This is a genomic window from Pseudomonas sp. zfem002 (assembly GCF_032621685.1).
Taxonomy (GTDB): Bacteria; Pseudomonadota; Gammaproteobacteria; order Pseudomonadales; family Pseudomonadaceae; genus Aquipseudomonas; species Aquipseudomonas japonica.
The window spans coordinates 145,270-168,493 of sequence record NZ_JAVYJH010000011.1; the positions used below are offsets into that span (position 1 = coordinate 145,270).

Annotated in this window: 20 protein-coding genes, 1 tRNA gene and 2 pseudogenes; 12 read left to right on the plus strand and 11 right to left on the minus strand. The window is 61.7% G+C overall.

Annotated elements, in window-relative coordinates:
* The first annotated feature begins 104 nt into the window (after positions 1-104).
* Positions 105-1,036: pseudogene (locus RTI28_RS14745) on the plus strand (IS5 family transposase).
* Here RTI28_RS14745 and RTI28_RS14750 read toward each other — a convergent pair.
* The 5 genes from RTI28_RS14750 to RTI28_RS14770 form a co-directional block, all read right to left on the minus strand.
* Positions 1,026-2,045 carry an integrase domain-containing protein gene (locus RTI28_RS14750; RefSeq protein WP_316921109.1) on the minus strand — a complete coding sequence of 340 codons (1,020 nt, stop codon included), beginning with the start codon at positions 2,043-2,045 and terminating at the stop codon, positions 1,026-1,028. The pseudogene RTI28_RS14745 and the gene RTI28_RS14750 sit on opposite strands and share 11 nt — an antisense overlap.
* Positions 2,023-2,382: a hypothetical protein gene (locus RTI28_RS14755; RefSeq protein ID WP_316921110.1), complete on the minus strand. Its 360-nt coding sequence runs from the start codon at positions 2,380-2,382 to the stop codon at positions 2,023-2,025. The genes RTI28_RS14750 and RTI28_RS14755 overlap by 23 nt, the downstream gene beginning before the upstream one ends.
* Positions 2,366-3,763, minus strand: a complete 1,398-nt coding sequence (locus RTI28_RS14760) for a YfjI family protein (protein ID WP_316921111.1) — start codon at positions 3,761-3,763, stop codon at positions 2,366-2,368. Before RTI28_RS14760 ends, RTI28_RS14755 begins: the two co-directional genes overlap by 17 nt.
* Before the next feature lie 963 nt (positions 3,764-4,726).
* On the minus strand, positions 4,727-5,983 hold the full coding sequence (locus tag RTI28_RS14765) for an integrase domain-containing protein (RefSeq protein WP_316921112.1): 1,257 nt from the start codon (positions 5,981-5,983) through the stop codon (positions 4,727-4,729).
* 276 nt (positions 5,984-6,259) lie between these two features.
* Complete coding sequence (locus tag RTI28_RS14770; RefSeq protein WP_316921113.1) at positions 6,260-7,063, minus strand: HNH endonuclease; 804 nt, start codon at positions 7,061-7,063, stop codon at positions 6,260-6,262.
* Between the two features lie 239 nt (positions 7,064-7,302).
* Here RTI28_RS14770 and RTI28_RS14775 point away from each other — a divergent pair, with 239 nt between their 5' ends.
* From RTI28_RS14775 to RTI28_RS14785, 3 genes are all read left to right on the plus strand, one after another.
* Positions 7,303-8,580, plus strand: a complete 1,278-nt coding sequence (locus tag RTI28_RS14775) for an AAA family ATPase (protein ID WP_316921114.1) — start codon at positions 7,303-7,305, stop codon at positions 8,578-8,580.
* Entirely contained in the window at positions 8,577-9,464 is an 888-nt protein-coding gene (locus tag RTI28_RS14780; RefSeq protein WP_316921115.1) for a hypothetical protein, read from the plus strand. Before RTI28_RS14775 ends, RTI28_RS14780 begins: the two co-directional genes overlap by 4 nt.
* A 226-nt stretch (positions 9,465-9,690) precedes the next feature.
* Entirely contained in the window at positions 9,691-10,110 is a 420-nt protein-coding gene (locus tag RTI28_RS14785; protein WP_316921116.1) for a hypothetical protein, read from the plus strand.
* A 19-nt stretch (positions 10,111-10,129) separates the two neighbouring features.
* Here the strand turns inward: RTI28_RS14785 and RTI28_RS14790 are convergent, their stop codons facing one another.
* From RTI28_RS14790 to RTI28_RS14805, 4 genes are all read right to left on the minus strand, one after another.
* Positions 10,130-10,993, minus strand: coding sequence for a sensor domain-containing diguanylate cyclase (locus RTI28_RS14790; protein WP_316921117.1), 864 nt, complete (start codon positions 10,991-10,993; stop codon positions 10,130-10,132).
* A 652-nt stretch (positions 10,994-11,645) separates the two neighbouring features.
* Complete coding sequence (locus RTI28_RS14795) at positions 11,646-12,341, minus strand: tRNA (adenine(22)-N(1))-methyltransferase (protein ID WP_316921167.1); 696 nt, start codon at positions 12,339-12,341, stop codon at positions 11,646-11,648.
* Positions 12,342-12,408: 67 nt separating this feature from the next.
* Positions 12,409-12,783 (minus strand): GFA family protein, encoded by a 375-nt coding sequence (locus tag RTI28_RS14800; protein ID WP_316921118.1) that lies wholly within the window; start codon positions 12,781-12,783, stop codon positions 12,409-12,411.
* A 63-nt stretch (positions 12,784-12,846) separates the two neighbouring features.
* The gene (locus tag RTI28_RS14805; protein WP_316921119.1) at positions 12,847-13,407 is read right to left on the minus strand and encodes a lipocalin family protein; all 561 of its coding nucleotides are present in this window, start codon (positions 13,405-13,407) and stop codon (positions 12,847-12,849) included.
* A 141-nt stretch (positions 13,408-13,548) separates the two neighbouring features.
* On the opposite strand from RTI28_RS14805, the gene RTI28_RS14810 reads away from it, so the two are divergent.
* The 8 genes and pseudogenes from RTI28_RS14810 to RTI28_RS14840 all read left to right on the plus strand — a co-directional run bounded on the left by RTI28_RS14810 (position 13,549) and on the right by RTI28_RS14840 (position 21,807).
* Positions 13,549-14,109, plus strand: coding sequence for a chalcone isomerase family protein (locus tag RTI28_RS14810; protein WP_316921120.1), 561 nt, complete (start codon positions 13,549-13,551; stop codon positions 14,107-14,109).
* Between the two features lie 2 nt (positions 14,110-14,111).
* Positions 14,112-14,648, plus strand: a complete 537-nt coding sequence (locus RTI28_RS14815) for a DUF3833 domain-containing protein (RefSeq protein WP_316921121.1) — start codon at positions 14,112-14,114, stop codon at positions 14,646-14,648.
* Positions 14,645-16,189, plus strand: coding sequence for a cryptochrome/photolyase family protein (locus RTI28_RS14820; protein WP_316921122.1), 1,545 nt, complete (start codon positions 14,645-14,647; stop codon positions 16,187-16,189). The genes RTI28_RS14815 and RTI28_RS14820 overlap by 4 nt, the downstream gene beginning before the upstream one ends.
* Before the next feature lie 299 nt (positions 16,190-16,488).
* Positions 16,489-17,256, plus strand: a pseudogene (locus tag RTI28_RS30345) (MCP four helix bundle domain-containing protein); the annotation flags it as partial.
* On the plus strand, positions 17,251-18,114 hold the full coding sequence (locus tag RTI28_RS30350) for a methyl-accepting chemotaxis protein (RefSeq protein WP_410478993.1): 864 nt from the start codon (positions 17,251-17,253) through the stop codon (positions 18,112-18,114). The pseudogene RTI28_RS30345 and the gene RTI28_RS30350, both read left to right, overlap by 6 nt.
* Before the next feature lie 302 nt (positions 18,115-18,416).
* A complete protein-coding gene (locus RTI28_RS14830) occupies positions 18,417-19,181 on the plus strand; it encodes an autoinducer binding domain-containing protein (protein WP_316921124.1) in 765 nt (254 codons plus the stop codon).
* Positions 19,182-20,891: 1,710 nt separating this feature from the next.
* A complete protein-coding gene (locus tag RTI28_RS30355) occupies positions 20,892-21,542 on the plus strand; it encodes a methyl-accepting chemotaxis protein (protein WP_410478994.1) in 651 nt (216 codons plus the stop codon).
* A 191-nt stretch (positions 21,543-21,733) separates the two neighbouring features.
* Positions 21,734-21,807, plus strand: a tRNA-Cys gene (locus RTI28_RS14840).
* A gap of 99 nt (positions 21,808-21,906) precedes the next feature.
* On the opposite strand, the gene RTI28_RS14845 is transcribed toward RTI28_RS14840, so the two are convergent.
* A complete protein-coding gene (locus tag RTI28_RS14845) occupies positions 21,907-22,956 on the minus strand; it encodes a tyrosine-type recombinase/integrase (RefSeq protein WP_316921126.1) in 1,050 nt (349 codons plus the stop codon).
* A gap of 1 nt (position 22,957) precedes the next feature.
* On the minus strand, positions 22,958-23,203 hold the full coding sequence (locus RTI28_RS14850; RefSeq protein WP_316921127.1) for a DUF4224 domain-containing protein: 246 nt from the start codon (positions 23,201-23,203) through the stop codon (positions 22,958-22,960).
* Positions 23,204-23,224: the final 21 nt, after the last annotated feature.

Below are 23,224 nucleotides of genomic sequence, written 5' to 3' on the forward strand. Positions count from 1 at the left end.
ATCCGGTTGTGCCCTAGGGATTCTCCGATCAAGTCAGCACAGACCATCTGAGCTGTGCTGAAATAGCCCTCCGCCCAACTGCCCCCCGAGCAAGCCTCCACCCCATGAGTCAGATGAGTTTTTCCGATTTCGAGTACGCCGGTAAGCGCAAGCAAACCCTCATTACCCAAAGGCCGGCGGTGGCCGCAAGCCGTATCCACTGGAAACCATGCTGCGTGTTCACCTGCTGCAGAACTGGTTTTCGTTGAGCGACCCGGCCATGGAGGAAGCGTTGTATGAGATCACTTCGATGCGCCAATTTGCTCGGTTGACTCTCAGCGCTCCAATACCCGAAGACACGACAATCATGAATTTCCGACACCTGCTGGAGAAGCATCAGCTGGCATCGGGCATTCTGGAAACCATTAATAATTATCTGCGGGACAAGGGCCTTTCGTTGCGCCAGGGCACAATTGTCGATGCCACCATCATCCATGCGCCCAGCTCGACCAAGAACAAGGAAGGCAAGCGCGATCCCGAGATGCATCAGACGAAGAAAGGTAACCAGTACTTCTTTGGGATGAAGGCACATATCGGGGCTGATACTGAATCGGGCCTGGTACATCACGTTCATGGCACCGCGGCGAATGTGGCTGATGTAACGGAGGTCGCTCACCTACTGCATGGCGATGAAAATGTTGTCTGTGCCGATGCGGGTTATACCGGCGTGGAGAAAAGGTCTGAGCATGACGGGAGGCCAGTGATCTGGCAGATTGCGGCTCGCCGCAGTACCTACAAGCACCTGAGTAAACGCAGCGCGCTTTACAAAGCCAGACGCAAGGTCGAGAAGGTCAAGGCGCAGGCGCGAGCGAAAGTGGAACATCCATTTCGCGTAATCAAGCGTCAGTTCGGTTATGTGAAAACCCGCTTCCGTGGCTTGGCCAAGAACACGGCGCAACTGACCACGCTGTTCGCCCTGTCGAATCTGTGGATCTGCTCCGGGCGAGGTGCGCCCGTAACGGCAGATGACCAAGGCTTTGCCTTGGTTATCCAATAATCAGCGGCTGAAAATCGGGCTTTTCGGCATCCCTAAGCCGCCAATTTCCGGCTGATGAGTAACTTGTTCGGAGTTTCCCTAGCTCCACGCTGATTTGTTGGCGTGCCTGTTGATCCAGATCGCGATTAATGCAGTAGCAGTGTCCACCGTTGATTGGTGCGGTGTGGCCGGTGAGCAACTCATACCGTTCGCAGGCGTATGCCGCTCGGAGTTCATGAAAACCCTTTAAGTGGTGCTTGTATAGAATTTCACGAGCGGGGAGCACCGTCCGTTGTAAGAACGCGGCGTAGCTTTCGGCTCGGTGCAGTAAGTTGTGGCTTCCGAGCGGCGACGCTTCGCGCGCTAACAGTAGTGATGCTTTGACATCTTCATTGGCGATGATCCAACGCGGCGCTGATGCCCCACTTCGCCCGCCTTTGGTGCCGTCCTGGATATTGATTCGACCAAGCGATTCGGCTTCGCGATGCAAGCGTGGCAGGTCCGCCAGGATCGCTTCGCGCAGGCGCATACCGGTAGTCCGGGTCAACATGATGATAGCGGCCACCCGCTCGTATTGGTGTTCCACCAGCGACAGCGCCACTCGCTGTACGTCTTGATAATTTTGGCCGTCCGGCGCACGGGTGCGTACGTTGGAGCGGTGCTGTCCCAGCGCCTGGCTCGGGCTGATGACTCTCACGTCCTGATCACCGCGCAGCGCGGCGAGGGTTCGGTTAACGCTGCTCAGGCGGTTTTGCGCGGTGGCGATGCACAGTTCGCCTTGCTGGATCTGCTGGCGCAGGTATGCGACGTAATCCTCCAGCGTTTGTCGATCAATCTGGCGTGCATCGTTGTAACCGGGGCCGCCCTCCGATCGGCACCAGCGCACGAAGGCTTGCCAGCGATCGCTGTGTGCTTTGACGGTGGCGAAGTGGCCGCCGGCAAACAGATCTTCCAGTGCCTGTCGACCGGCGTAGCTCAGTTGGCGACCGTAGCCAAAATTGCGACCGTCACGCCGACCGACCAGCGCCATTGTCTTCACCTTGATCGTTGGTTTGTAGGAGCAGCAGCAGGGCTTTCCAGTGGGGGCCGATGGTGTCCAACTGTCTCCAGTGTGCTGGGCGGATGAGGAGGGCATTTTCGCTTCGTTGCAGCAAAGCCCCTTCTTCTTGCAATTGCTCGATGAGCCGAGCGAGGTCGGTTGACTCAGGTATTGGAGCGGCGACAGCGGCGACACTGGCGACAACCCCTGCCGCATCTGGATTGGCACGTGGCGACAAAGTGGTGGTAGTGGCGGCGACACACCGTAACTCGGTCGGCGAGCGATGTTGCGCTCGATAGCGGCGCACGGCGTCATTGAGTCGGAACATGGCGCACCTCGAATATGTCCCCGTCATTGTCCAGCCAGTTATGGGCAACCAGTTGCAGCAATAACTCGAAGGTGTGCCGCGTGCTTTTACGGGCAAAGCGGGGGCCGTTGCGCGTAAGGTCGCGCAGGCGAAACGGTGGCCAGTCCTTCTTTATCAACCAGCGCAGCAGGCAATCAGCCTCTGCGCGAAGCTTATTCAGAGGCTCCTGTTCAGTCAGTCGTTGGTTCTCGGCCAGGTAGTAATCCATCAGCGTAGAGGCGCGCAGAATGTGCATTTCTTCCAAGGCAGTCGATTCTTCAACCACCGCCATTACACCAGCCATGCGTAGAACGTTCGCGGCGGCTTTGCCCGCAGCAGCTTGCACGTCGACCAGCTCGCCGAATTCCCCAGACTCGCATTCAATGGTGTTGTGGATGGCAATCCAGGCCTCGCGGGCGCGGGGGCTTAACTCCAGGGTTGCAGGGTTGAGGCCGCCGTCTTTATGACGTGACCAAGGCTTCTGCATCAACGCGGCAATGCGCTGCTGGTACAGGTGCACCTTTGGATCTCGGGTCAGGTCGATGGCTTTGTACAGTCGTTGTCCAACCAGACGTTCTGGCCAACTGATCAGACAGCGTCCCAGGATGCCCTGGTCTTTGATATCAGCGTCCTGCAGCAAGCGATCTGCCAGGCGGGGTTGAAGCATCAAGTGCATGCTGAGGCGGCGATCATAGGCACGCAGACTTTCTCCAGTCATCGCGCGCGACCGATCAATCGGGCTACCGTCCCACAGCGTCGACAAGTGAGTGATCGCCTTGATCATGTTGTCCTTGCTCATGGTGCTGCCGCCCAAAAACTGCCCGCCTTCATCGCTGAACAGCCCCATGCTGGGCAAGCCGTGGCACAGGCTTTTCACCAGGCCCTCAATGGTCGGCTCAGCAGTGAGCAGTCTTGGTTGGACAGGTTCAGGTTGGGCGTCAAGCGCTAGCTGTGCTGACTTTTTCGAGGTCGGTGACTTCGCGGTGAGGCTCATTGCAGCTCGGTGCGCCTTGAGCTGTTCGCCATAGGCGATCCACTGCTGTCTTTCCCAGTCCCGTACGGCCTGCAGCGCAACATGGTCCACCGCGCTTTTGCGATCACCCGAGCAAGCCACCGTCAGCAAGTACAGCGACAACGGATAGATTCGGCCGTCGAGGTGAACATTGGCGTGCGCCTGGCTCGCCAAAGCTGCCGTGGCCAGAACGGATTGCGCGGCCATGGCGCAGGGCACGCCGATCACATTGGCCATGCGTTCCACGGCAGGCCCCAATAGATCGCCCAGCGCCGCGACCGGGTAGGGTAGGGGCGTTATCTGCTGTTCCAACAAGGGGCGTGGCGGCCCTTGTACTTCGCGCAGTTGCATAGCCTTCCTCCATAAATTACCGATCTCTCCCTCACGTCATCCCGCCAAGAATGCTGAGTGTTATCAGGGATCAAGGCCCCTGCGACCTGTGAGGGTGTCCACTGACGCGGGACTGGCGGCTCCTTACGACCAGGAGCTAGGGCATCTCATGATCTGGCCTCCTGAGCACCGTTACCGGTGGGCGGGTGGAGGCTGCATTGGCTGACGAGACCAGTGCCGCGAGATCCTGAGCCATGTGCAAGTAGCAATGCGATGACTGGGGCATGCCTGACTGTCAGTCAGGTGCAGTCCATTCCCTGGTCTGCGGCACCATCATCTACAGCGCTGTTGCTGGTGATATCGGCGTTTGTCACGCCGATTGTCACGAGGGGAATTGCCGCAAAGCCATGTACGATGAGGGCTGCAGCAGTGGTAGGAGCGCCCGTCTCTTTTCTGGAAAAAGAGACGGGCGAACGGTTGGCGCAAAACATTGGCCGAGCAGGTTCGTTGCTGCAGGGCTAAAGGGTTAGCGGGCAGCCGCACTAGGCGGATTGTTTAGAGGGCGTCCATCATTCTGGCGAATGACCGTGCGAGCCTCCGGGCGCGGATCGCACTTTGGGTTGAACCACCGGGTTAGCGGCATGACCTTGAAGGCTCTGGTCATCTGGGTGCTGCCTAAGGCAGCGCTTTGAACCTTCGTTCTAACGGTCACCGCGGCTCGGGTCAATTGGTGAAGGGCACATGGAAATGCGCCAGATTCCACCTCTGGCGTGCTTTGGAAGTCGGTGGGTGTCAGTGGCAAAGTGGCCGTTTGTCGCTTTTCTAGTGTTAGCCCGTGAGCATGGGGATGCGAAGCCTCCCCATGCTCACGGGCTTAGCCAGAGAAGCCAAAATCGAGGCGAGTTGGCGACTGTCGCCATCCGCTCAGACGGTAAGGATGTAGATTGCACGCGGTCTGTCGCCAGTGTCGCCGTTGTCGCCGCCCTATCGGATGGGTACTACGTTCCGATCCCTGGCCACATTCATCGCGCTGGCCGAGAGATTGCCCGTCGACGCCTTCAGAATGTACTCGCTCCACCAGGCCATCATCGGCCGCCGTCGCTCGATGTAGTCGGCTCGGTTGTAGGCACTGCGCACCTCATCCTTGTCGACGTGCGCCAACGCCACTTCGATGAGCTCCGGGTCCCACCCATGTTCATTCAATATGGTGCTGGCCATCGAGCGCATGCCGTGGCTGACCAAGCGGTCCTGGAAGCCCATGCGTTTCAACGCCATGTTGGCGGTCTGGCTATTGGCATGAGTACGAGGGTTTCGGTCTGCCGGGAAGACGTATTCCCGATGACCACTGTGGGACTTCAGTATCTCCAGCAATGACATGGCTTGATCGCTCAACGGGATGCTGTGCGGGCGGCGCTTCTTCATCCGCTCTGGCGGGATGGTCCAGACACGCCTTTCAAAGTCGATGTCTGCCCAGCGAGTAGTCGCCGCCTCAGCGGGGCGAGTCATGGTGTGCAACTGCCATTCGATCAAGCAGCGGGTGGTGCGTTTGATGCTGGCGTTCGCTATTTCCAGCATGAGTTCAGGAAGCTCCTCGGGTGGAAGCGCCGCCATGTTTTCTTTTTTCGGTTTCTTGAACACCGCCCGAATCCCGCTTAGCGGGTTCGCGAAGATCATTCCCGAATTGACACCGTAAGTCATGATCTCGTTGAGGCGCTGGCTAAGCCGCTTCACGGTTTCCAAGCTGCCTTTGGCTTCGATGGGTCGAAGGATCTTGATCACCATCGGTGCGCTCACTTCCGAGATCGGAGTCGATTTCATGCTCGGGAAAACGTGCAGAGTGAGTGAGCGCCAGATGTCCTCAGCATAGGCCGGCGTGACCGAGTCCTTTTTCAGCTCGAACCAGGCGCTAGCTACTTTCTCGAACGTATGTTCCGTCTCGGCTAGTTTGGCTTGCGCGAGATCATTGCGCTGAGCTTTGGGATCGATCCCCTGCGCAAGTACTTCCCTAGCTTCAACCGCTTTCCGCCGAGCTTGCGCTAGAGAGACCTCGGGATAGGAGCCGAGCGCCATGTTGATTCGATTCTTTGTGATCGGATGCCTGTAGTTGAAATTCCACTGCATCGAGCGGTTGACCCGGACTCGGAGCTGGAGGCCGTCGCCATCCGTGAGGACGTAGTCCTTGTCTTTGGGCTTGACCGCCTTGAGCTGGCGGTCGGAGAGGCGAGCTGTTTGAGCGCACATGGGAGAAGCTCCATGACACCTTTTGGTATTCCCAAGATTAGTCCCAGGTAGGCTGGAATACCACCGGGAATACCGAGAGGGCTGGAACTCAAAAAACTGTTGTGGCCCTCAAAAGAGCAGTAAACCCTTGATTTCACTGACTTCCAGGCACAAAAAAAGACGTCCGTGGACGTCTTTGATTGATCATTTGGTGGAGCCGGGGGAAGTTGAACTGCCGTCTTATGGGTCTGTGAAGTACCCTAGATAAGTGTGAGCAATTCAATACCCCAATAGTGCTTAACACTCAATTACCCACCGCCCACGCAACATCCCTTTCAACTCATCAACACTCAACGTCATATCCCGTTTCCGATGAACCATCGCATGACAGTTGGCGCACAACGTGACGAGGTCCGTCGCAGGGTTCACCGCTTTCTCCCCTTCAAAGCGCGAAATCGGTACCACATGATGAACGTGAATAAACCCCTTTGCGTGCTCCCCGTAAGCCTTTTCGAAGTCAAACCCACATGCTTTGCAGTCAAGGCCGTGGATCGCGATAGCTTTTGCCCTCAGGTCTTTCCGGCGCTCGTAACGAGTTCCAAAGTAGCTTAATTTATTGCCTTCATTGGCTGACTCAAAGATTAATGGGTCTTCCTCGGAATACAGCGCAGTTGCATCGACTGGAACGGTCTTAAGCGTTGCATGGCTGAGGATTGCATCATAAACCTCAGGGGTGATAGGCCTAACCGCGATACGCCAATAGTTTTTCGGGCGGGGAACAGCGATAGCCTCCAAATACTCTCCATCAATTTTGAAGGGGACAGCGCTCTCAAACGGCTTGAAGTTCTCAATCAGTGCAAAAAGGTTCCCTTCATCATTCCTTCCATCTGAATAGATTTTGCCGATCCGGGCAGTGCCAAAATAATGCGGAGTGGCACTTAAACGATCAGAGGCAAAAGCTTTATCTTTGATTCGCCCTTTGTAGTAAATCGCTTCAGTTCCCTCAGCGAGCAGCTTCAGGTATCGCTTGGGAAAGTGATAAACCGCCCCCGTTTGGTCTTCCCACTGCGATGTGTCGTTTTCCACGATGACGACGGGCATTTCATTTCCTCTCGACTGATGGCAAAAGCCTATCAAAAACGAGGAAAATTCCTACATCTGCTATAGAAAGATAAACGTTCCCCGGGCGGCAATGACCCGATCAAAAGGTCCGACCTCAAATCCAAACCAGCGAAGGAAGTCCCAACCCACCCCCCACCCGCCACCACCTTGCACCTGGCTATCATCCCCAGCAGAATGGCTGCGCAACCGCACCCCACCGATGCCCAAGAGGTTCGCCCTTGTACGCCAGATCCCTGCATATCTACGACTTCAAATGCTATGGCAAGGCTGTCCTTCGCCTGCAATATCCGGGGCGTACGGGCAAGGGTGTGTCGAGCTTGAAGAACGTCAATCTTGTGCTCGGCGACAATGGCGGAGGGAAGTCCTCCATCTTGCGCGCGCTGGCGATTGCCGCTCTCGCACCTGCGCTGCTCGAATCCGGCTTCGTCCCGTACCGCCTGGTGCGGCGCGCCAGGGCTGACGAGGAGGCGATCAAGGAGAGCCTGCTCAAGATCGAAGCGGTCATCACTGACGACGAGCACTTTCCCGCGTCTGCAAGAAAGAAGCTGGAACTGCTGGCCCGCCTGGAACCCCGCGGCCCGCGTAGCAGTCAGGACCGTCTGCATCTGGACAGCACGCCCGATTCGCCGATTTCCAGGCTGCTCGGCGACGACTATTCCCCGGCTTTCTTCGTTGTTGGCTACGGCGCTACCCGTCGGGTGGAAACGGGCGATTTTTCGCCCGGCAGCGCACGTCGCTCAAGAGGCCTGCGCTACCAGCGCATCGCAGGGCTGTTCGAGGACCAGGTCGCCTTGCGACCGCTGCAGATGTGGTTGCCACGCCTGCAAGGGCGCGATGTGCAGCGCTTCCTGGAGGTCGTTGAGTTGCTCAACAGGGTGCTGCCGGCCAATGTCGTCTTCGAGGGCGAGATCGATGACGAAGACGATCAGTACCAGTTTCTCTTCGACGGCATCACCACGCCCTTCAGCTCGTTGTCCGACGGCTACAAGGCCTTTGTCGGCTGGGTTGGCGATCTGCTCGGGCACCTGTGCGATGTCGCCCCGCCGGACAAGCGTATCGATGATATTCCGGGCATGGTGCTGGTCGACGAAATCGACCTGCACCTGCATCCGGAGTGGCAACGCAGTGTCGTCCCTTCGCTGGCCAGCGCCTTCCCGAAACTGCAGTTCGTGTTCACGTCCCACAGCCCGCTGGTAGCCAGTACGGTCAAGCGCGAGAACGTGTTCATCACCGATACGGCCGAGGATGGCACGGCGACCGTGGCGCAGCTGCAGGAGAGTGTCTACGGCCGGAGCATGGAGCAGTTGCTGCTGTCGTCCTACTTCGGTATGCAGACGACCCGGCCGGACTCCTTCCAGAGCGAGGGCGAGACGCTGTTTCGCAAGGCTGCCGAGGGCGATGCCGTGGCGGCCCTGGATTTCCTCGAGCGCCTGACCCAGGCCGCGCCGCTGGCCGATGACAGCGCCCCCGGCCAGGGCGGGAAACGCAAGGAATGATCAAGTACCCGATCGAGCCCGAGGCGCTGGCTCGGGAAATTGACGCCGCCGACCCGCGCTGGACCAGCAACGCCGGCAAGCGCACGCAGAAGTTGGTCGACGCGCAGCAGTTCAAGGAAAAGACGTCGATCTGGAGCACGGTCAAGCCGGTGTTCATGAAGGTGCAACTGAACAAGTGCGTGTTCTGCGAGCGCCAGTTCGAAAGCCCGCAGTACGGCACGATCGAGTTCGACCTCGAACATTTCCGGCCCAAATCCGCGGTGCTCGGCTGGCCTGATCCACAGCGTCACCCGCGGCTGAACTATCCGGTGGCCACCGGTGACGCCAGCGAGAAAGGCTACTACTGGCTGGCCTATGACCCGCTGAACTACGCGGCGTCGTGCAAGGTGTGCAACACCACGTTCAAGCTCAACTACTTCCCGATCGGTGCGGCTCGTGGCGCGCTGCTGGAGTCCATCGCCAGCCTCGGCAGCGAGCAGCCCTTTCTCTGCTATCCGATTGGCGCGCAGGCGGAGGATCCGGAGGAGCTGATCACCTTCGTGGCGACGGTGGCTGTCCCCACCCAGGCCGACGGACCGCGGCGCTTGCGTGGCCAGATCATCATTGATTTCTTCGGACTCAACGACCGCGAGCAGTTGCACCGCGACCGCGCGCGCATGCTGGCGCTGTTCGGCCCGGCCTTGCTTGCGCAGTCGCAGGGGACGGCCAGCGAATCCGACCTGGCGTTGATCGCGCGGATGACCCAGCCGAACCTGCCCCACTCGGGTTGCCTGCGGGCCTATAAACGGCTGTGGGCAGAGGATGCGGAGCTGGCGAAGCGGATTTTCGAGCAGTGCCGGCTCTATATGCTGAGCGAAGCCGGGACGCCACCTCCGGGCGTCTGAGTCGTCCGGGAGCAGATCAGCCGATCACTGTCCTGATGAGCTGGGCGAATTCCTAAGGCCGCTCAAGCGCTGTTCGCTCCGCGGCCCACCCGGATGCTGCTGAGACCTTCGTGACGGATATTGGCGAGGAGGTTGATAGGTTGGGAGAGCAGTTGCAGCAGGGGGCGCCCAACCCACCTCGCGGAACGCAAACTGAGATATCAACCTGCACGAGCCTGGAGCCGTCATGTCAGAAATTGTGTTTGTAGCGCTGAAGAAGCCTGGTGGCGCGACGCTCTGTTCAGCGCTACCACATAACAAATCCGGAATTCCCATCGCTGCCCGGCGCCTGGGGACAGCACACACTTCGATGCTGACCTTCGCAAGGGACGGCAATGAGTTGTGGGTGATGTGTGGGCCTCTTTCGGTCGGCGTCGATCTCGCGCTTTTCAAACCCTTTGCTATCGACTTTTTGAGACCTGCAAGGGGGCCGGGTCTTTTCCTCATGGAGGCAAGAGCCATAGATGCGCAACGGCCGCACACTACCTTGCTTGATTTCGGCAGGTATTCCGACGCTGCTGTTGAAGATGTGATCGCGCTCGCGCAAGGACTTCAGCAAGTGCTTGGTTATGTCCCGGAACTTCAAGATTGGGGGAATGATTGTTGACGGGATCAAGCGCTGCCCGTCATCCCACCTCCGACCGCCGCCGCTTGATCCGGTACATATCACCGTCCGCGTGACTGAGCAGGGTGTCGGCATCTTCCCCATCCGTCGGATAACAGGCCACGCCAATACTGCAGGTCGGCATCTGCAAGCCGGCGAAGTCGCTGCCCAGCGGCTCGGCCATCACCGCCAGAATCTGCGCGACCTTTTCCGATACGTCGTTCTGCGACTGGATCTCGGTCAGCAGGACGATGAATTCATCGCCGCCCATCCGCGCCACGGTATCGGTTTCGCGCACGCAGCCTTGCAGGCGCCGGGCGATGGTGCAGAGCACGCGATCGCCCATGCCGTGGCCATGGTCGTCGTTGATGCCCTTGAAGTCGTTGATATCGAGGAACAGCAGGGCGAACTGGCTGTTGTGGCGATGCCCGGCGAGCAGGGCGGTGTGCAGGCGGTCGCTGAACAGCGAGCGGTTGGTGAGCTTGGTCAATGGGTCGTGATGAGCGAGGAAACGCAGCTCTTCCTCGGCCTTGGCCAGTGCGGTGATGTTGCGCGCGACGCCGATCCGCGCGCCCACTTCATCCGACCAGAACGCGGCCCAGAGGATGTAGACGACACCGCCATCCTTGCGGATATAGCGATTGCGGAAGTCGAAATGCGGCTGTCCGTTCATCACGCGAACTATGGACGCGCGGGTCGCGGCCAGGTCTTCGGGGTGCATGTAGTGAGTAATGGAAGTGCCGACCAGCTCGTCGGCGCGGTAACCGAGCAAGGCCTGGCAGGCATCGCTGACGAAGACGATCTGGTCGTCCCGGTCGACCACGAACACCGTATCCAGCATCAAGTGGATCAGCTTGGGGTAGAGCGCTTGCAGGTCAACGGGCATAAGTCAGGTAGTCCGGTTGGTAACGCTTGAACATGGCCGCGACGCAAAAGGCGGCGGCGAGCCATCGGGCAGACTTCCTGTCGGCTTGGGCAGCGCTCGGGGCACTGCGGCAAAAGAGCGTACATAAGCAGAAAAACAGGGGCAGAAAAAGGGGACAAAAAAAGAGGTTATAGAGTTCTGGGAAATATAGCTGGCAGATTGATGGCTGGTTGTCTGTTTCGCGGGTTGTCGTTCAGTAGATCGATTGGGGAGGCAGGTTTGGTGAGTCTGCTCGAAGGAAATTGCTGTCTAGCTGGGTGCCTGTCTGGGGTCTTGCAGCGCTCTTGAGATCGAGCGCCGCCCGCGCGGCGCATCGCGGATGAATCCGCTCCCACATTTGTTGCAACGTACCTATGCCTGACAGGCCATGGTTGACCGCCTTGTTGGTTCGACGCGATACCGAGTCGAGCCCAACAGCCTCCCCGCGATGCATCGCCGAAAAAACAAAGGCTGACAACTCAAATCCAACAGGCCATGGCACGTTGCAGCAAATGTGGGAGCGGGCCGGGCGGCGTTCCGATGGCCCGCGATGCGCCGCGCGGGCGGCGCTCGATCTGGAGGGCGCTGCATGACCCAAGACAGGCACCTGGCGGCCTTGATGCGTTTTTCCTGGTCACCCCAGCAACTCGCTGATCCAGCGAATCTCCTGGGCCAGTTCCCGCAACTTCTCCTGCGCCACCGCCTGCCGCGCCCGCGACAACCCCTCCAGCGTCTTGCGCTTCAAGCGCAACAACCGCTGCCACTTGGCGATGAACGCCGCACTGCGCTCGTGCAGCAGCAACGGCCCGAAGTACAGCTCCTGCTCGCTGTACACCATGGGCCCGCTGCGCTCGGCGACGACGATCTCGTAGTCGAAGCGATTCTCCCGCAACACCTCTTCCGCCACGATCCGATAGCCGTTGTCCATCAACCAGCGGCGCAACGGCTGCCCGCCACCATTGGGCTGCAACACCAGGCGCTCGTGGCCGCCAAGGCGCGCGCGGTCGGCCTGGAGAATGTCGCGGATGGTCTCGCCGCCCATGCCGCACAGGGTGATCGCGGTAATCCCGTCCGCCACCTCGATCGCCCGCAGGCCACTGGCATGGCGCACCACGATCGCCTGTTCCAGCCCGTGCTCGCGCACGCTGCGCAGTGCCGCGTTGTACGGGGTCGACGCCACCTCGCCCGCCACCGCCGCGACAATCAACCCGCGCTGCATCAGCGCCACGGGCAGGTAGGCGTGGTCCGAGCCGATATCGGCCAGTCGCGCGCCGGCCGGGACATGGGCCGCCACGCGCTCCAGGCGGCGGGACAGGGTCTGGGGATTCAACGGGGTACCTCGCAAGGACGGCAGCAGGCCAATCGGGCGGCGATTCTGGCGGGCAATGGCACGGATTTCAAATCCCCGGCCAGGGCAGGCGGGAATCGACATGGATGTGCTTTTCCTTGCGCGGCACGAACGGGGTGTCCAGTGTCGCCAGCGCCACCGACACCCAGTCGGCATGCTCGCCGCTGGCGCGCGACCAGAACAGGCTCGACCCGCAGCGTCCGCAGAACTCGCGCAGCACGATGGGCGAGGAGGCGAATGCCTTGAGCTGGTCGGCACCGGCGACAATCCGCAAGTCGCTGCGGGGCACGCTGCCGTAGCTGGCGAACGCGGCACCATGGCCTTTGCGGCACTGCCCGCAATGGCAGTGACTGACCGCCTTCGGCTCGCCCAGCAGTTCGTAGCGCACCGCTGCGCACAGGCAGCTTCCCTGATAGATCGTCATCGCTCGTCGGTCCCGTGCAAAGGGCGCAAGGGTAACCAGCGCGTGCCGGGCCGTCGAGCGCCGCTATTGTCCCGGCGCGGCGCTCTGGCGCCAGATCAGCCCCTGGGTGTCATAGCCGCGCTCGTGGGCGATGCGCAGCAGTTCCTCGCGCTGCGCCGCGCCGATTTCCTTCTCCCGCGACAACAGCCACAGGTACTCGCGATCCGGATGCCCGACCAGGGCCACCCGGTACTGCGCATCGTGGTACAGCACCCAGTACTCGCCCTTGGTCAGCCCCGGGGCGAGGCGGCTGAACCAGTTGTCGAAGCGCACCCACAGCTTGTCGGTGCGCCCCGGCACCTGCGCCTCGGCGATGCCGTGGGCCTCGTTCCATTGGCCGTCATTTTCCTTGCAGCGATTGTTCACATCGACGCGACCGTCGTCGCGCAGGCGGTAGTGCGCCTCCGACTGCACGCAGTTGCGCTGGAAGAACATCGGCAAGCGCGCCTGTTCGTACCAGGTGCCCTGGTAGCGCGCGAGGTCGACCTGCTGGGTCGCGGGCGGCGCCCCCGCGCGCTCGGTACTGGAGCAGCCGGGCAGGGCCAGCATCAGGCAGGACAGCAGCAGGGGCGTGCGTATCGACATGACGACCTCCGGAGAAATGAATGCACCGCTCTCCTGGTCTTTGAGGCAGGACCGCCGGGAAAGTTGTGCAAACTTTTTCGAGTTGAGTTGTACAAAGAAATATACTTGTACAACATCTGTAGAGTGTGAGGGTCGAGGTTCATGGTTGGCGAAAGACACTGGCTTGGCCGCCTGTCCCCCTGTCTGCTGCTGGGGCTGCTGCTGGCGATGGCGCAATCGGCCACCGCCGACTGGCGTCCCGCGGTGCCTGGCGCACGAGCGGTCGGCGCTGGCGAATTCACCTGGTTCGGCCTGCGCCTGTACAGCGCGCGCACCTGGAGTGCGGTGGCGCCGCTGGACTGGGCATCCCCCTTCGCCCTGGAGCTGACCTATCACCGCACGCTGTCGCGGGAAACCCTGGTCGAGGCCAGTCTCGACGAGATGCGCCGGCTCGGCGGCGGCGACCTGAGCGAGGCGACCCTCGAACGCTGGGCCGGCCTGATGCGCCAGGCCTTCGTCGATGTACGCCCGGGGATGCGCATTACCGGGGTGTACCTGCCGGGGCAGGGCTGTCGGTTCTACGTCGACGGTGAGTTGCGTCGGCAGATCGACGAGGCGGCCTTCGCCCGTGCGTTCTTCGCCATCTGGCTCGACCCGCGGGCCCGCGAGCCACAGTTGCGCCAGGCCCTGCTCGGGCGTGCCGGCGCCGACCGAGGAGAATGACCATGCGCGTCTTGCTGATCCTGTTTGCCTGCCTGCTGCTCGGCAGTTGCGGCAACGTCGAGGTCGACCACTATGCCGAGCAGCAACCGCGCCTCGACCTCGCCGCCTATTTCTCGCGCCCGGTGCAGGCCTGGGGCATGTTCCAGAAACGCTCGGGGGAGGTGGTCAAGCGCTTCCACGTGAGCATCGACAGTCGCCGCGACGGCGAGAAGCTGATCCTCGACGAACACTTCGTCTACAGCGACGGCACCACCCAGCGCCGCACCTGGACCCTGACCCCGCAAGGCGCCGGCCGCTGGATCGGGCGCGCCGGCGACGTGGTCGGCGATGCCGAGGGGCGGGTGTCCGGCAATGCCCTGCACTGGCGCTATCGCCTGGACCTGCCGGTGGATGGGCGCAACTGGGTGATGGACATGGATGACTGGATGTACCTGATGGACGAGGACACCCTGATCAACCGCACCCGCATGAGCAAGCTCGGGGTGGAGGTCGGGCAGATCACCCTGTTCTTCCGCCGCCTGCCGCAGGGCGCCCGGTGAGCCGTCGCCAGGCGCCGCGCCTGGGCCTGGTGCTGGGCGACCAGCTGTCCTTCGACCTCGACCTGCTGCGCGCCCTCGACCCGGCCCACGACGTCGTGCTGATGGCCGAGGTCGAGGACGAGACCCGCTATGTGCCGCACCATCCGCGCAAGATCATCCTGGTCCTCAGCGCCATGCGTCATTTCGCCGAGGCCTTGCGCGCGCGTGGCTGGCGGGTGGCGTACGTGACCCTGGATACGCGCGGCAACAGCGGCAGCATCGTCGGCGAACTCAAGCGCTGGCACAGCACGCTCAAGGCTGCGGAGGTACACGTCACCGAGTGCGGCGAATGGCGCCTGGAGCAGAGCCTGCGTACCTGCGACCTGCCCATGGTCTGGCACCGCGACCGGCGTTTTCTCTGTTCCCGCGAGGCCTTCGCGCGCTGGGCGAAAGGGCGCAGGCAGCTGCGCATGGAAAATTTCTACCACGGCATGCGCAAGCGCAATCAGCTGCTGCTGGAGCCGGACGGCGGGCCGGCGGGTGGTGCCTGGAACTACGACAAGGACAACCGCAAGCCGCTGCCGCGCAAGGTGCATGGGCCGTTTACCGCGCGCTTCAAGGCGGATGCGATCACCACCGAGGTCATCGACCTGGTACGCCAGCGCTTCAAGGATCACTACGGCAATGTCGAGGGCTTCGACTACCCGGTGACCCATGCCGAGGCCGAGGCGCTGTGGCAGCACTTTCTCGAACATGGCCTGGCGGCGTTCGGCGACTACCAGGACGCCATGGCCGAGGGCGAGCCGTACCTGTTCCATGCGCGCATCAGTGCGGCGCTGAACATCGGCCTGCTGGACGTGCGGCGGCTGTGCGAGGACGTCGAGCAGGCGTGGCGGCGCCAGGAGGTGCCGCTGAATGCCGCGGAGGGTTTCATCCGCCAACTGATTGGCTGGCGCGAGTATGTGCGCGGCGTCTACTGGCTACGCATGCCCGAGTACGCGCAACTGAATGCGCTGGGCAATCGCCGGCCGTTGCCCGGGTTCTACTGGAATGGCCAGACCCGGATGCGCTGCATGGCCCAGGTCATCGGGCAGACCCTGGAGCTGGGCTATGCGCACCATATCCAGCGGCTGATGGTCACCGGCAACTTCGCCCTGCTGGCCGGCATCGCGCCGCCGCAGATCTGCGCGTGGTACCTGGCGGTGTACACGGATGCCTACGACTGGGTGGAGCTGCCCAATACCCTGGGCATGGTGATGCATGCCGACGGCGGGTTTCTCGGTTCCAAGCCGTATTGCGCCAGCGGCAAGTACATCCAGCGCATGTCCGATCATTGTGCGAACTGCGCATACCGGGTGGACCGTGCGGTGGAGGAGGATGCCTGTCCGTTCAATGCCTTGTACTGGCACTTTTTGATGCGCCACCGTCAGGCCTTCGCCGGCAATCAGCGCATGGCCCTGCTCTACGGCAATCTCCAGCGGATGAAGCCGGCGCGGCGGGAGGCCTTGTGGCAGCGAGGCGAGGCATTGCTGGCGCGCCTGGATGCGGGGGAGGGGTTGTGAGGCATGGCTGAGACTCCATCAGGACGGGGCTTGTAGGCGTTATGCGGGCCGGCCGAGCAAAGCACCAATTCTGTGCAAGCATGGTTTGCCATCATTTCGCTATTAACCTACAATCCCTGCGGTTTTACAGGCTTCCAGCCAACTAAAAATGACCACGCCGCGGACCTCCCGAAGGCCCTCCGCGCGTAGTGGCGAACACCCCCTTGTGCGCAATACGGTCTCCCCCTGCCGGAGGCTAAAGGCTTAGTCCGCCTGGCTCGACCACGACCATAGCCAGGCCGGTATTTGAGGAACGCTCGATGCGGGTCAGAAATCTCTCCATTGGCGCCAGAGCCGGTTTTGCCTTTGCAATCCTGGCGGTGCTCGTACTGCTGTTGGGCGGCGTCGCGATTTTCGAAGCCGAGAAAATGGACTCCTCGACCAAGAAGATCACCGGCTACTGGCAGCCCGGCAGCCACGCGCTGGCCGAGGTCGGCCTGGCGCTGGGCCGGGTGCGTGCCCTGACCTTGCGCTCGATCCTGCAGCGCGACCCGCAGGAACGCCAGCGCACCCTGGAGTTGATCACCCAGCGCCAGGGCGAGATCAGCGGCAACCTGAAGTTCTACGAAGGCAGCATCGGCAGCCCGCGCAACCGCGAGCTGTTCGAGGCCTTCACCGCCTCCTACGGGCAGTACGCGGTCGAGCAGGGCAAGCTGCTGGATGCGGTGCGCGCCGATCATCCGGACCAGGCCACCGATCTGCTCAACGGCCCGATCGTCGCCCATGCCGACAGCATGATGAACGACCTGAGCAACCTGATCCGCTACAACTACGACGGCCTGCTGGAGTCGGGCAAGGTCAGCGGCGAAGCCTACGACCGCGCGGTGGTGATCATGGCGGTGACCCTGGTGGTCATTCTGCTGGCGATGATCGCCATCGCCGCGGTGCTGACCCGCAGCATCGTCCTGCCCCTGCATGAAGCGGTGGTGGTGGCCGATCGCGTGTCCCATGGCGACCTGACCCAGGAAATCAACGTGGTCGGCAAGGACGAGCCGGCGCTGCTGCTGGAGTCCATGCGCACCATGCAGGAACGCCTGCGCGTCACCCTGCGGCAGATTGCCGAGTCCTCCGACCGCCTGGCGTCGGCCTCCGAGGAGCTGCACGCGGTGACCGACGACACCAGCCGCGGCCTGCTGCAGCAGAGCGCCGAGATCGAGCAGGCGGCCACCGCGGTGAACGAGATGACCGCCGCCGTCGAGGAGGTCGCCAGCAACGCGGTGACCACCTCCGATGCCTCGCGTCGCGCCGACGACACCACCCAGCATGGCCGTGCCCAGGTGGATCAGGCGCTGGCCTCGATCCAGAGCCTGGTCAGCGATGTCGGCGACACCGCGCAGGAAGTCGAGGACCTGGCCAACCATGTCAACGACATCAGCCGCGTGCTCGACGTGATCGGTTCCATCGCCGACCAGACCAATCTGCTCGCGCTCAACGCCGCCATCGAGGCCGCGCGCGCCGGCGAGGCGGGTCGTGGTTTCGCCGTGGTCGCCGACGAAGTCCGCGCCCTGGCCCATCGCACCCAGCAGTCCACCGAGGAAATCGAGCAGATGATCGGCGGGGTGCAGGCCGGGACCCACCGCGCGGTCAGCACCATGCACAGCAGCCAGAGCCAGGCCAGCCAGACCCTGGTGGTGGCCCAGGCCGCGGACGAAGCGCTGAAGGTCATCGCCGATGCCATCGCCGCGATCAACGAACGCAACCTGGTCATCGCCAGCGCCTCGGAAGAGCAGGCCTCGGTGGCGCGGGAAGTGGACCGCAACCTGGTGAATATCCGCGACCTGTCGATGCAGACGTCGGCGGGGGCCAACCAGACCAACGCGGCGAGCCAGGAGCTGTCGCGCCTGGCGGTGGAGCTGAACATGATGATTTCCAGGTTCAAGGTCTGAGGCGACCCGGGCCTGTTCGCAGGCCCGGTCTGCCGGGTGCAACAGGCCCCCGCAGCGCCAGCGCGCGGACAGCGCCGGGCGAAAGAAAGTTCCTCCTCGCAGATAGCCGGCAGCGCTCGGCAATACCGCTGAAACCCTTGCCGCAGAGCCTTTCTCCGGCAGAAAACATCCTTTCGATATAACCCTAAAAGCCTGTTGCCGGAGCTTTTTCCGGCCATTAGCCTCAACTTGTTACCACGGATTGTCTGCCACCCAAAAGCGCGTCTGGGAGGGATACCAGCGCTTATTACAAGAGGTGCATCATGCCGTTCAGTGCCGACGTTCTGCATGTTTTGGCACGAGAAGTCTCCCCCCATCTTCGCTTCGCTACCCTGCACGACCTGGTCGTGCAGCTGGGGTTCGATTTCTTCGGATTCTCCTGCTGGACCAGCTTCGATCCGCGACCACTGCTCTGGAGCACCTGGCCGGTGGGCTGGAACCAGAACTACCGGTCCAGGCATTACATCGAGGTCGATCCACGCATCGATCACTGTCGACGCTCGATCCTGCCGATCGCCTGGAACGAAGAGTTCTTCCGCTGCGCCCCGGGCCTGTGGGAGGACGCCCAGACGTTCGGGCTCTGCCATGGCTGGTCGCAGGGCTCGCATTCGGAAGGGGTCTTCAGCATCCTCGATGTGGCCCGTCAGACGGGGCCGATCGGCGCCGAGGAATGGTACGAGAAGGCGGGGCAAGTGCTGTTGCTGTGCAACCTGATCCACATGAACCAGGTCGAGGAACTCAAGCGCAAGATCGCGGCATTGAGCCTGACCTGCCGGGAAATCGAAGTGCTGCGCTGGTCGGCCATCGGCAAGACCGCCGAGGAGGTTGCCGACATCCTGAACCTGTCGGAGTCGACGGTGAATTTTCACACCCGCAATGCCATCGTCAAACTCGGTGTGCAGAACAAGGTGGCGGCCATCGCCCGGGCGGCGCAGCTTGGCCTGTTCATCCTGCGCGAGCCACGGCTGGCGAGCCAGCCAACCGAGTACAGCCGGCGTGCCTCGGACTGGGTCTTGGCCGCGAGCTAGACAGGTCGCGCGGTGCACCGTAATGGCGAACGCCGCCCTTGATGCGCCCCGGTTTGGGGCGATCGCGATCCTGCTTCGGGTGGGTTGAGCCGCGCGCCGTGGCAAAAAGCCATTTTTCTCGATCAATTCGTTAGCTAGCTTTCCTCTTGGCCTGGTAGTTGCCTCTTGAAAGACATTGAAATGTCGCCGTTGGAGAGGTCTATGTCGCTATCAAGCAACTCCATGCACTTGTCGGGTGAAGAACGACGCTGGCTGCCCTGGTTCGGCAAGACCGGCAAATTGGCCATGGGCTGGGCCTGTCGGGTCAACCGCTCGGCTTATCCGGTCATCGAGCAGACCTTCGAAGCCATCGCCGAAACCCGGGTCAAGCTGCTCAACAGCTGGGCCCTGGAGCAGTGGGAGCATCTCGCCGAACTGGCTCAGGGGCTGGGTGATCCGAGTGCCGTCGATGTCCAGGCCCTGCAGGAGAAACTGCAACAGGCCGAGGACTTTTCCGAGCTGTTCGTCGTCGATGTCAATGGCAAGCTGCTGGCCTCGACCTGGAGCGGCCAGCAGCCGCGCACGATCAATCCGGCGGCGCTGGCCGAGGGCCTGAAGGCGCCGTTTCTCCATGGCCCCTACAGCGATCCGTTGACCCTGGCCATCGGTCCTTCCTCGTCGCGCTTCCATGACGAAGTCACGCTGATGTTCCATCAGCCGCTGAAGGTGGGTGGCAAGGCCGTCGGCTGTCTGTGCGGGCGGGTGCCCAACGACGTGCTCGGCGACCTGATCCAGCGCGAGGCCGGGCACATCTTCGCCGAGTCGGGGGACAACTACCTGTTCATGGTGCAGTCGCGCTTCGATCGCAACCTGCAGCCGGGGGTGGCGCTGTCGCGCTCGCGGTTCGAGGACGGCACCTTCAGCCACGGGGAAAACCTCAAGAGCGGCGTGCATACGCCGTGGAAGACCGTGCAGGTGCAGCGCCATACCGAACTGGAACTGCGCTTCACCGACCCGGCGACCCAGCAACTGCACCCCGGCGTGCGCGAAACCATCCGCAACGGCTCGAACCTGTTCGTCACCTATCCGGGCTACTCCGACTATCGGCATATCCCGGTGGTGGGCAAGGGCGTGACCTTCCAGTTGCCGGGCTCGCCGGATCGCTGGGGGATGATGTGCGAGGCCGACCTGGAAGAGGTCTACCGCCGCCGCTCGCTCAGCTACGGCCTGATGAAGCCTTACCTCGCGACCATGCTCGGCCTGTTCAGTTGCAACTATGCCGTGCAGCACTACAGTGGCCTGCCGCAGCACCTGATCGACCTGTGCGAGGCTGGCAGCCTGCTGGTTGCCGCGCTGGTCTTCAGCACCCTCGGGCCGAAGCGCCTGGCCGCGCGTCTCAACGAAATGACCGGAGTCATCCGGACCATCGCCGAGGGTGAGGGCAACCTGCGCCAGCGCCTGGATGCCTCGCGCATGGCCCACGACGAGACCGGCGACATGGGGCGCTGGATCAACAGCTTCATCGACCACCTGGATTCGGTGGTGGGGCAGGTGGTCAAGGCCAGTCACAGTGTCGGCACCACCAACCAGATGATGCTCGGACGCAGCCGCAAGGCCAGCAGCACCTCGATGGAAGTGGCCGAAGCGGTGCACCGCATGATGGTCATCGTCGAAGAGCAGCTCGGTGAAATCCAGCAGGCCTCCGCCGGTGCCGAACAGATGAAGCAGGCCATGGACGAAGTGGTCGAGCGGGCCCGCGAGCAATTCCTCACGGTGCAGCAGGGTACCCAGTCGATCCGCGACGTGGTCGAACGCTCCGCCGCCAGCGTGCAACTGCTCGATAGTCGCATGGCCGAGATCGGCAAGATCAGCCACCTGATCAGCGACATCACCAACCAGACCAATCTGCTGGCGCTCAATGCCGCCATCGAAGCGGCGCGGGCCGGCGAGCATGGTCGAGGCTTCGCCGTGGTCGCCGACGAAGTCCGCAGCCTTGCCGCGCGGACCTCCAACGCGGCGGAGGAAATCCGCCTGACCGTCGAGAGCCTGCAGGGCGAAACCCGCAAGGCCGTCGGCTTCATGGAGGATGGGGTGAACAATGTCGACCAGAGCCTCGGCCTTGCCGAACAGGCGTCGTCGGAGAACGTGCAACTGCACCAGGCCGTGGAAAACATGTTCGGCATCATCCAGCAGCTCAACCAGCGCAGCCTGGATTACGGGCGGACCATCAAGGAGGTCGACCAGTCTTCGCTGGAGATGCACCAGACCGTCAACGTCCTCCACGCCAGCGCCGAGACCGTGCGCCTGAATGCCAACAAACTGCAGAAACTGGTCGGTCTGTTCGAAGTCAGCCGCAGCAGTGGCCAGCGCGAAGCCGCCTGACGACAACCCGCGGGGCAGGGCGGTCGCGATGTCGGAACCGCCCCTGCTTCCGGGCAGAAACTTTTTTTAAATCAGGGGGTTGCCAGCATGGGGGAATGCACGCATAATGGCGTCCATCGAAAGCGACGAGAAATAAAAACCTCAACGTTTTCAAAGAGTTAGAGAGATCGAAGGATTTCCGAAACTCATGAGGCCGAGTAGCAAAGTGGTTATGCTCCGGATTGCAAATCCGTCTACGCCGGTTCGATTCCGACCTCGGCCTCCACTATTCAAAGCCCCGCAGATTAACGTCTGCGGGGCTTTTTAGTTTGGGCGGAAAAGCCCGAGAGTTCCGAAACTTTTTAGGTGTAGTTCCGAAACTTCGTCATTTTGAAGGTTTGGCGATAGCCCCCACTCGTCGGTAAACCCTCTCGGTCATCTCTGCATCAGAGTGCCCGAGCAGGGTGCTGGCATCGCTCAGGTTGTCGATCTCAGACGCTGCCTTTGGACGGATGTCCCTGAACTGAAATAGCTCGATCTGGCTTGCCAAGTCAGTCTTTTTCTCGGCCCTGGCTTTTGCAGCCGCCGCCGCTCGCGCGTCAGCCCAGCGATTGCGCAGCATCCCCCAGCTCATTCGCTTGCCATCGTCGTTCAGGATGTAGTACGGCGACAGGTGACGGCTGTTCCTGTGCTCGATCCGATCCAGCAGGTCGCCCAGGGCATTCTGTACGCCGTCGACTTCCAGCAGTATCCGCAACTTCTTGCCCGTCTTGCCTTGGGTAGTTCTCAGATACACCCCCTCCCTGAAGTCTTTCCTCATGCCCAGCACATCAGCCGGTCGCTGTCCGGACAGGTAGGCAAGGTCCATTGCCTCTCTCAGTTCTTGCGGCGCCTCCTCATACACGGCTTTCCAGACGATTTCGTTTGCATAAAAGTCCCGTGGCTTTTCCTTGTTCTTCCGCACGCCCAGGCATGGGTTGTCCCTTGTTGTCACTCCCCATTCCCGCGCGGTATTGAAGACATGGGAGAGCAGTGCGATCTCACGGTTTGCGCGAGTCTTTGCTGACCTGGTGTCTCGGTACTGGGCAATCATCGAAGGTGTGATCGCGTCGATCGGCGCCTCATCGAAGACCTCGCGGAGCTGCTTCAGCTCGTAGATGTTGTCTTTCTGGGTCCGCGGCGCCTTGCCTGGGATGATCTTCTTCTCGTACTCATCGAAGATGCCCTTCATGGTTGTCAGCTCGGCCGGAAGCCGCTTGGCCTCAAGCTCGGCCCACTTCATTTTTGCCTTGGTCAGGTCGGTGCCGAGAGGGATCTCCTTGCCGCTCTGGTCTCGGTAGTAGTATCCGACCCAGGCCGGACCGTGTTTTCTTGGGCGCTTGCGGCGGTAGACACCAGGTGGCAAGTCGCGGTTCTCAGTGCTCCGGGGTCGCATTTCACTTCACCCTAGAAAAGTCAGGCACCCACGCGGGGTGCGGCTGTGGCGGCGGTGTTGCAGGAACGATTTCAAGTACGGCACCACTCAGCTTCTGGCGGGCATACTGGCGCCCTACGAGCGGGCGCCCGCCGCGACTCTCGACGTAATGCCAGCCGCGGTCATTGAGCCAGCGGCGTTGCCACGCCCGGGGCTTGTAGCCGGTAAGTTCGGCCAGCTCTTCGTCCGAAAGGATCTCGGTTTCCATATGGATCTCCACGCCGCCGAC

What these genes read in the sequence shown, in the direction of transcription:
- RTI28_RS14780 (WP_316921115.1), top strand. Translation starts at nt 8,577, where the DNA reads ATGATCAAGTACCCGATCGAGCCCGAGGCGCTGGCTCGGGAAATTGAC.
- RTI28_RS14790 (WP_316921117.1), bottom strand. Translation starts at nt 10,993, where the DNA reads ATGCCCGTTGACCTGCAAGCGCTCTACCCCAAGCTGATCCACTTGATG.
- RTI28_RS14830 (WP_316921124.1), top strand. Translation starts at nt 18,417, where the DNA reads ATGCCGTTCAGTGCCGACGTTCTGCATGTTTTGGCACGAGAAGTCTCC.
- RTI28_RS30355 (WP_410478994.1), top strand. Translation starts at nt 20,892, where the DNA reads ATGGACGAAGTGGTCGAGCGGGCCCGCGAGCAATTCCTCACGGTGCAG.
- RTI28_RS14805 (WP_316921119.1), bottom strand. Translation starts at nt 13,407, where the DNA reads ATGTCGATACGCACGCCCCTGCTGCTGTCCTGCCTGATGCTGGCCCTG.
- RTI28_RS14770 (WP_316921113.1), bottom strand. Translation starts at nt 7,063, where the DNA reads ATGCCCGTCGTCATCGTGGAAAACGACACATCGCAGTGGGAAGACCAA.
- RTI28_RS30350 (WP_410478993.1), top strand. Translation starts at nt 17,251, where the DNA reads ATGCAGGAACGCCTGCGCGTCACCCTGCGGCAGATTGCCGAGTCCTCC.
- RTI28_RS14755 (WP_316921110.1), bottom strand. Translation starts at nt 2,382, where the DNA reads ATGTTCCGACTCAATGACGCCGTGCGCCGCTATCGAGCGCAACATCGC.
- RTI28_RS14760 (WP_316921111.1), bottom strand. Translation starts at nt 3,763, where the DNA reads ATGCAACTGCGCGAAGTACAAGGGCCGCCACGCCCCTTGTTGGAACAG.
- RTI28_RS14800 (WP_316921118.1), bottom strand. Translation starts at nt 12,783, where the DNA reads ATGACGATCTATCAGGGAAGCTGCCTGTGCGCAGCGGTGCGCTACGAA.
- RTI28_RS14765 (WP_316921112.1), bottom strand. Translation starts at nt 5,983, where the DNA reads ATGTGCGCTCAAACAGCTCGCCTCTCCGACCGCCAGCTCAAGGCGGTC.
- RTI28_RS14750 (WP_316921109.1), bottom strand. Translation starts at nt 2,045, where the DNA reads ATGGCGCTGGTCGGTCGGCGTGACGGTCGCAATTTTGGCTACGGTCGC.
- RTI28_RS14810 (WP_316921120.1), top strand. Translation starts at nt 13,549, where the DNA reads ATGGTTGGCGAAAGACACTGGCTTGGCCGCCTGTCCCCCTGTCTGCTG.
- RTI28_RS14815 (WP_316921121.1), top strand. Translation starts at nt 14,112, where the DNA reads ATGCGCGTCTTGCTGATCCTGTTTGCCTGCCTGCTGCTCGGCAGTTGC.
- RTI28_RS14850 (WP_316921127.1), bottom strand. Translation starts at nt 23,203, where the DNA reads ATGGAAACCGAGATCCTTTCGGACGAAGAGCTGGCCGAACTTACCGGC.
- RTI28_RS14845 (WP_316921126.1), bottom strand. Translation starts at nt 22,956, where the DNA reads ATGCGACCCCGGAGCACTGAGAACCGCGACTTGCCACCTGGTGTCTAC.
- RTI28_RS14785 (WP_316921116.1), top strand. Translation starts at nt 9,691, where the DNA reads ATGTCAGAAATTGTGTTTGTAGCGCTGAAGAAGCCTGGTGGCGCGACG.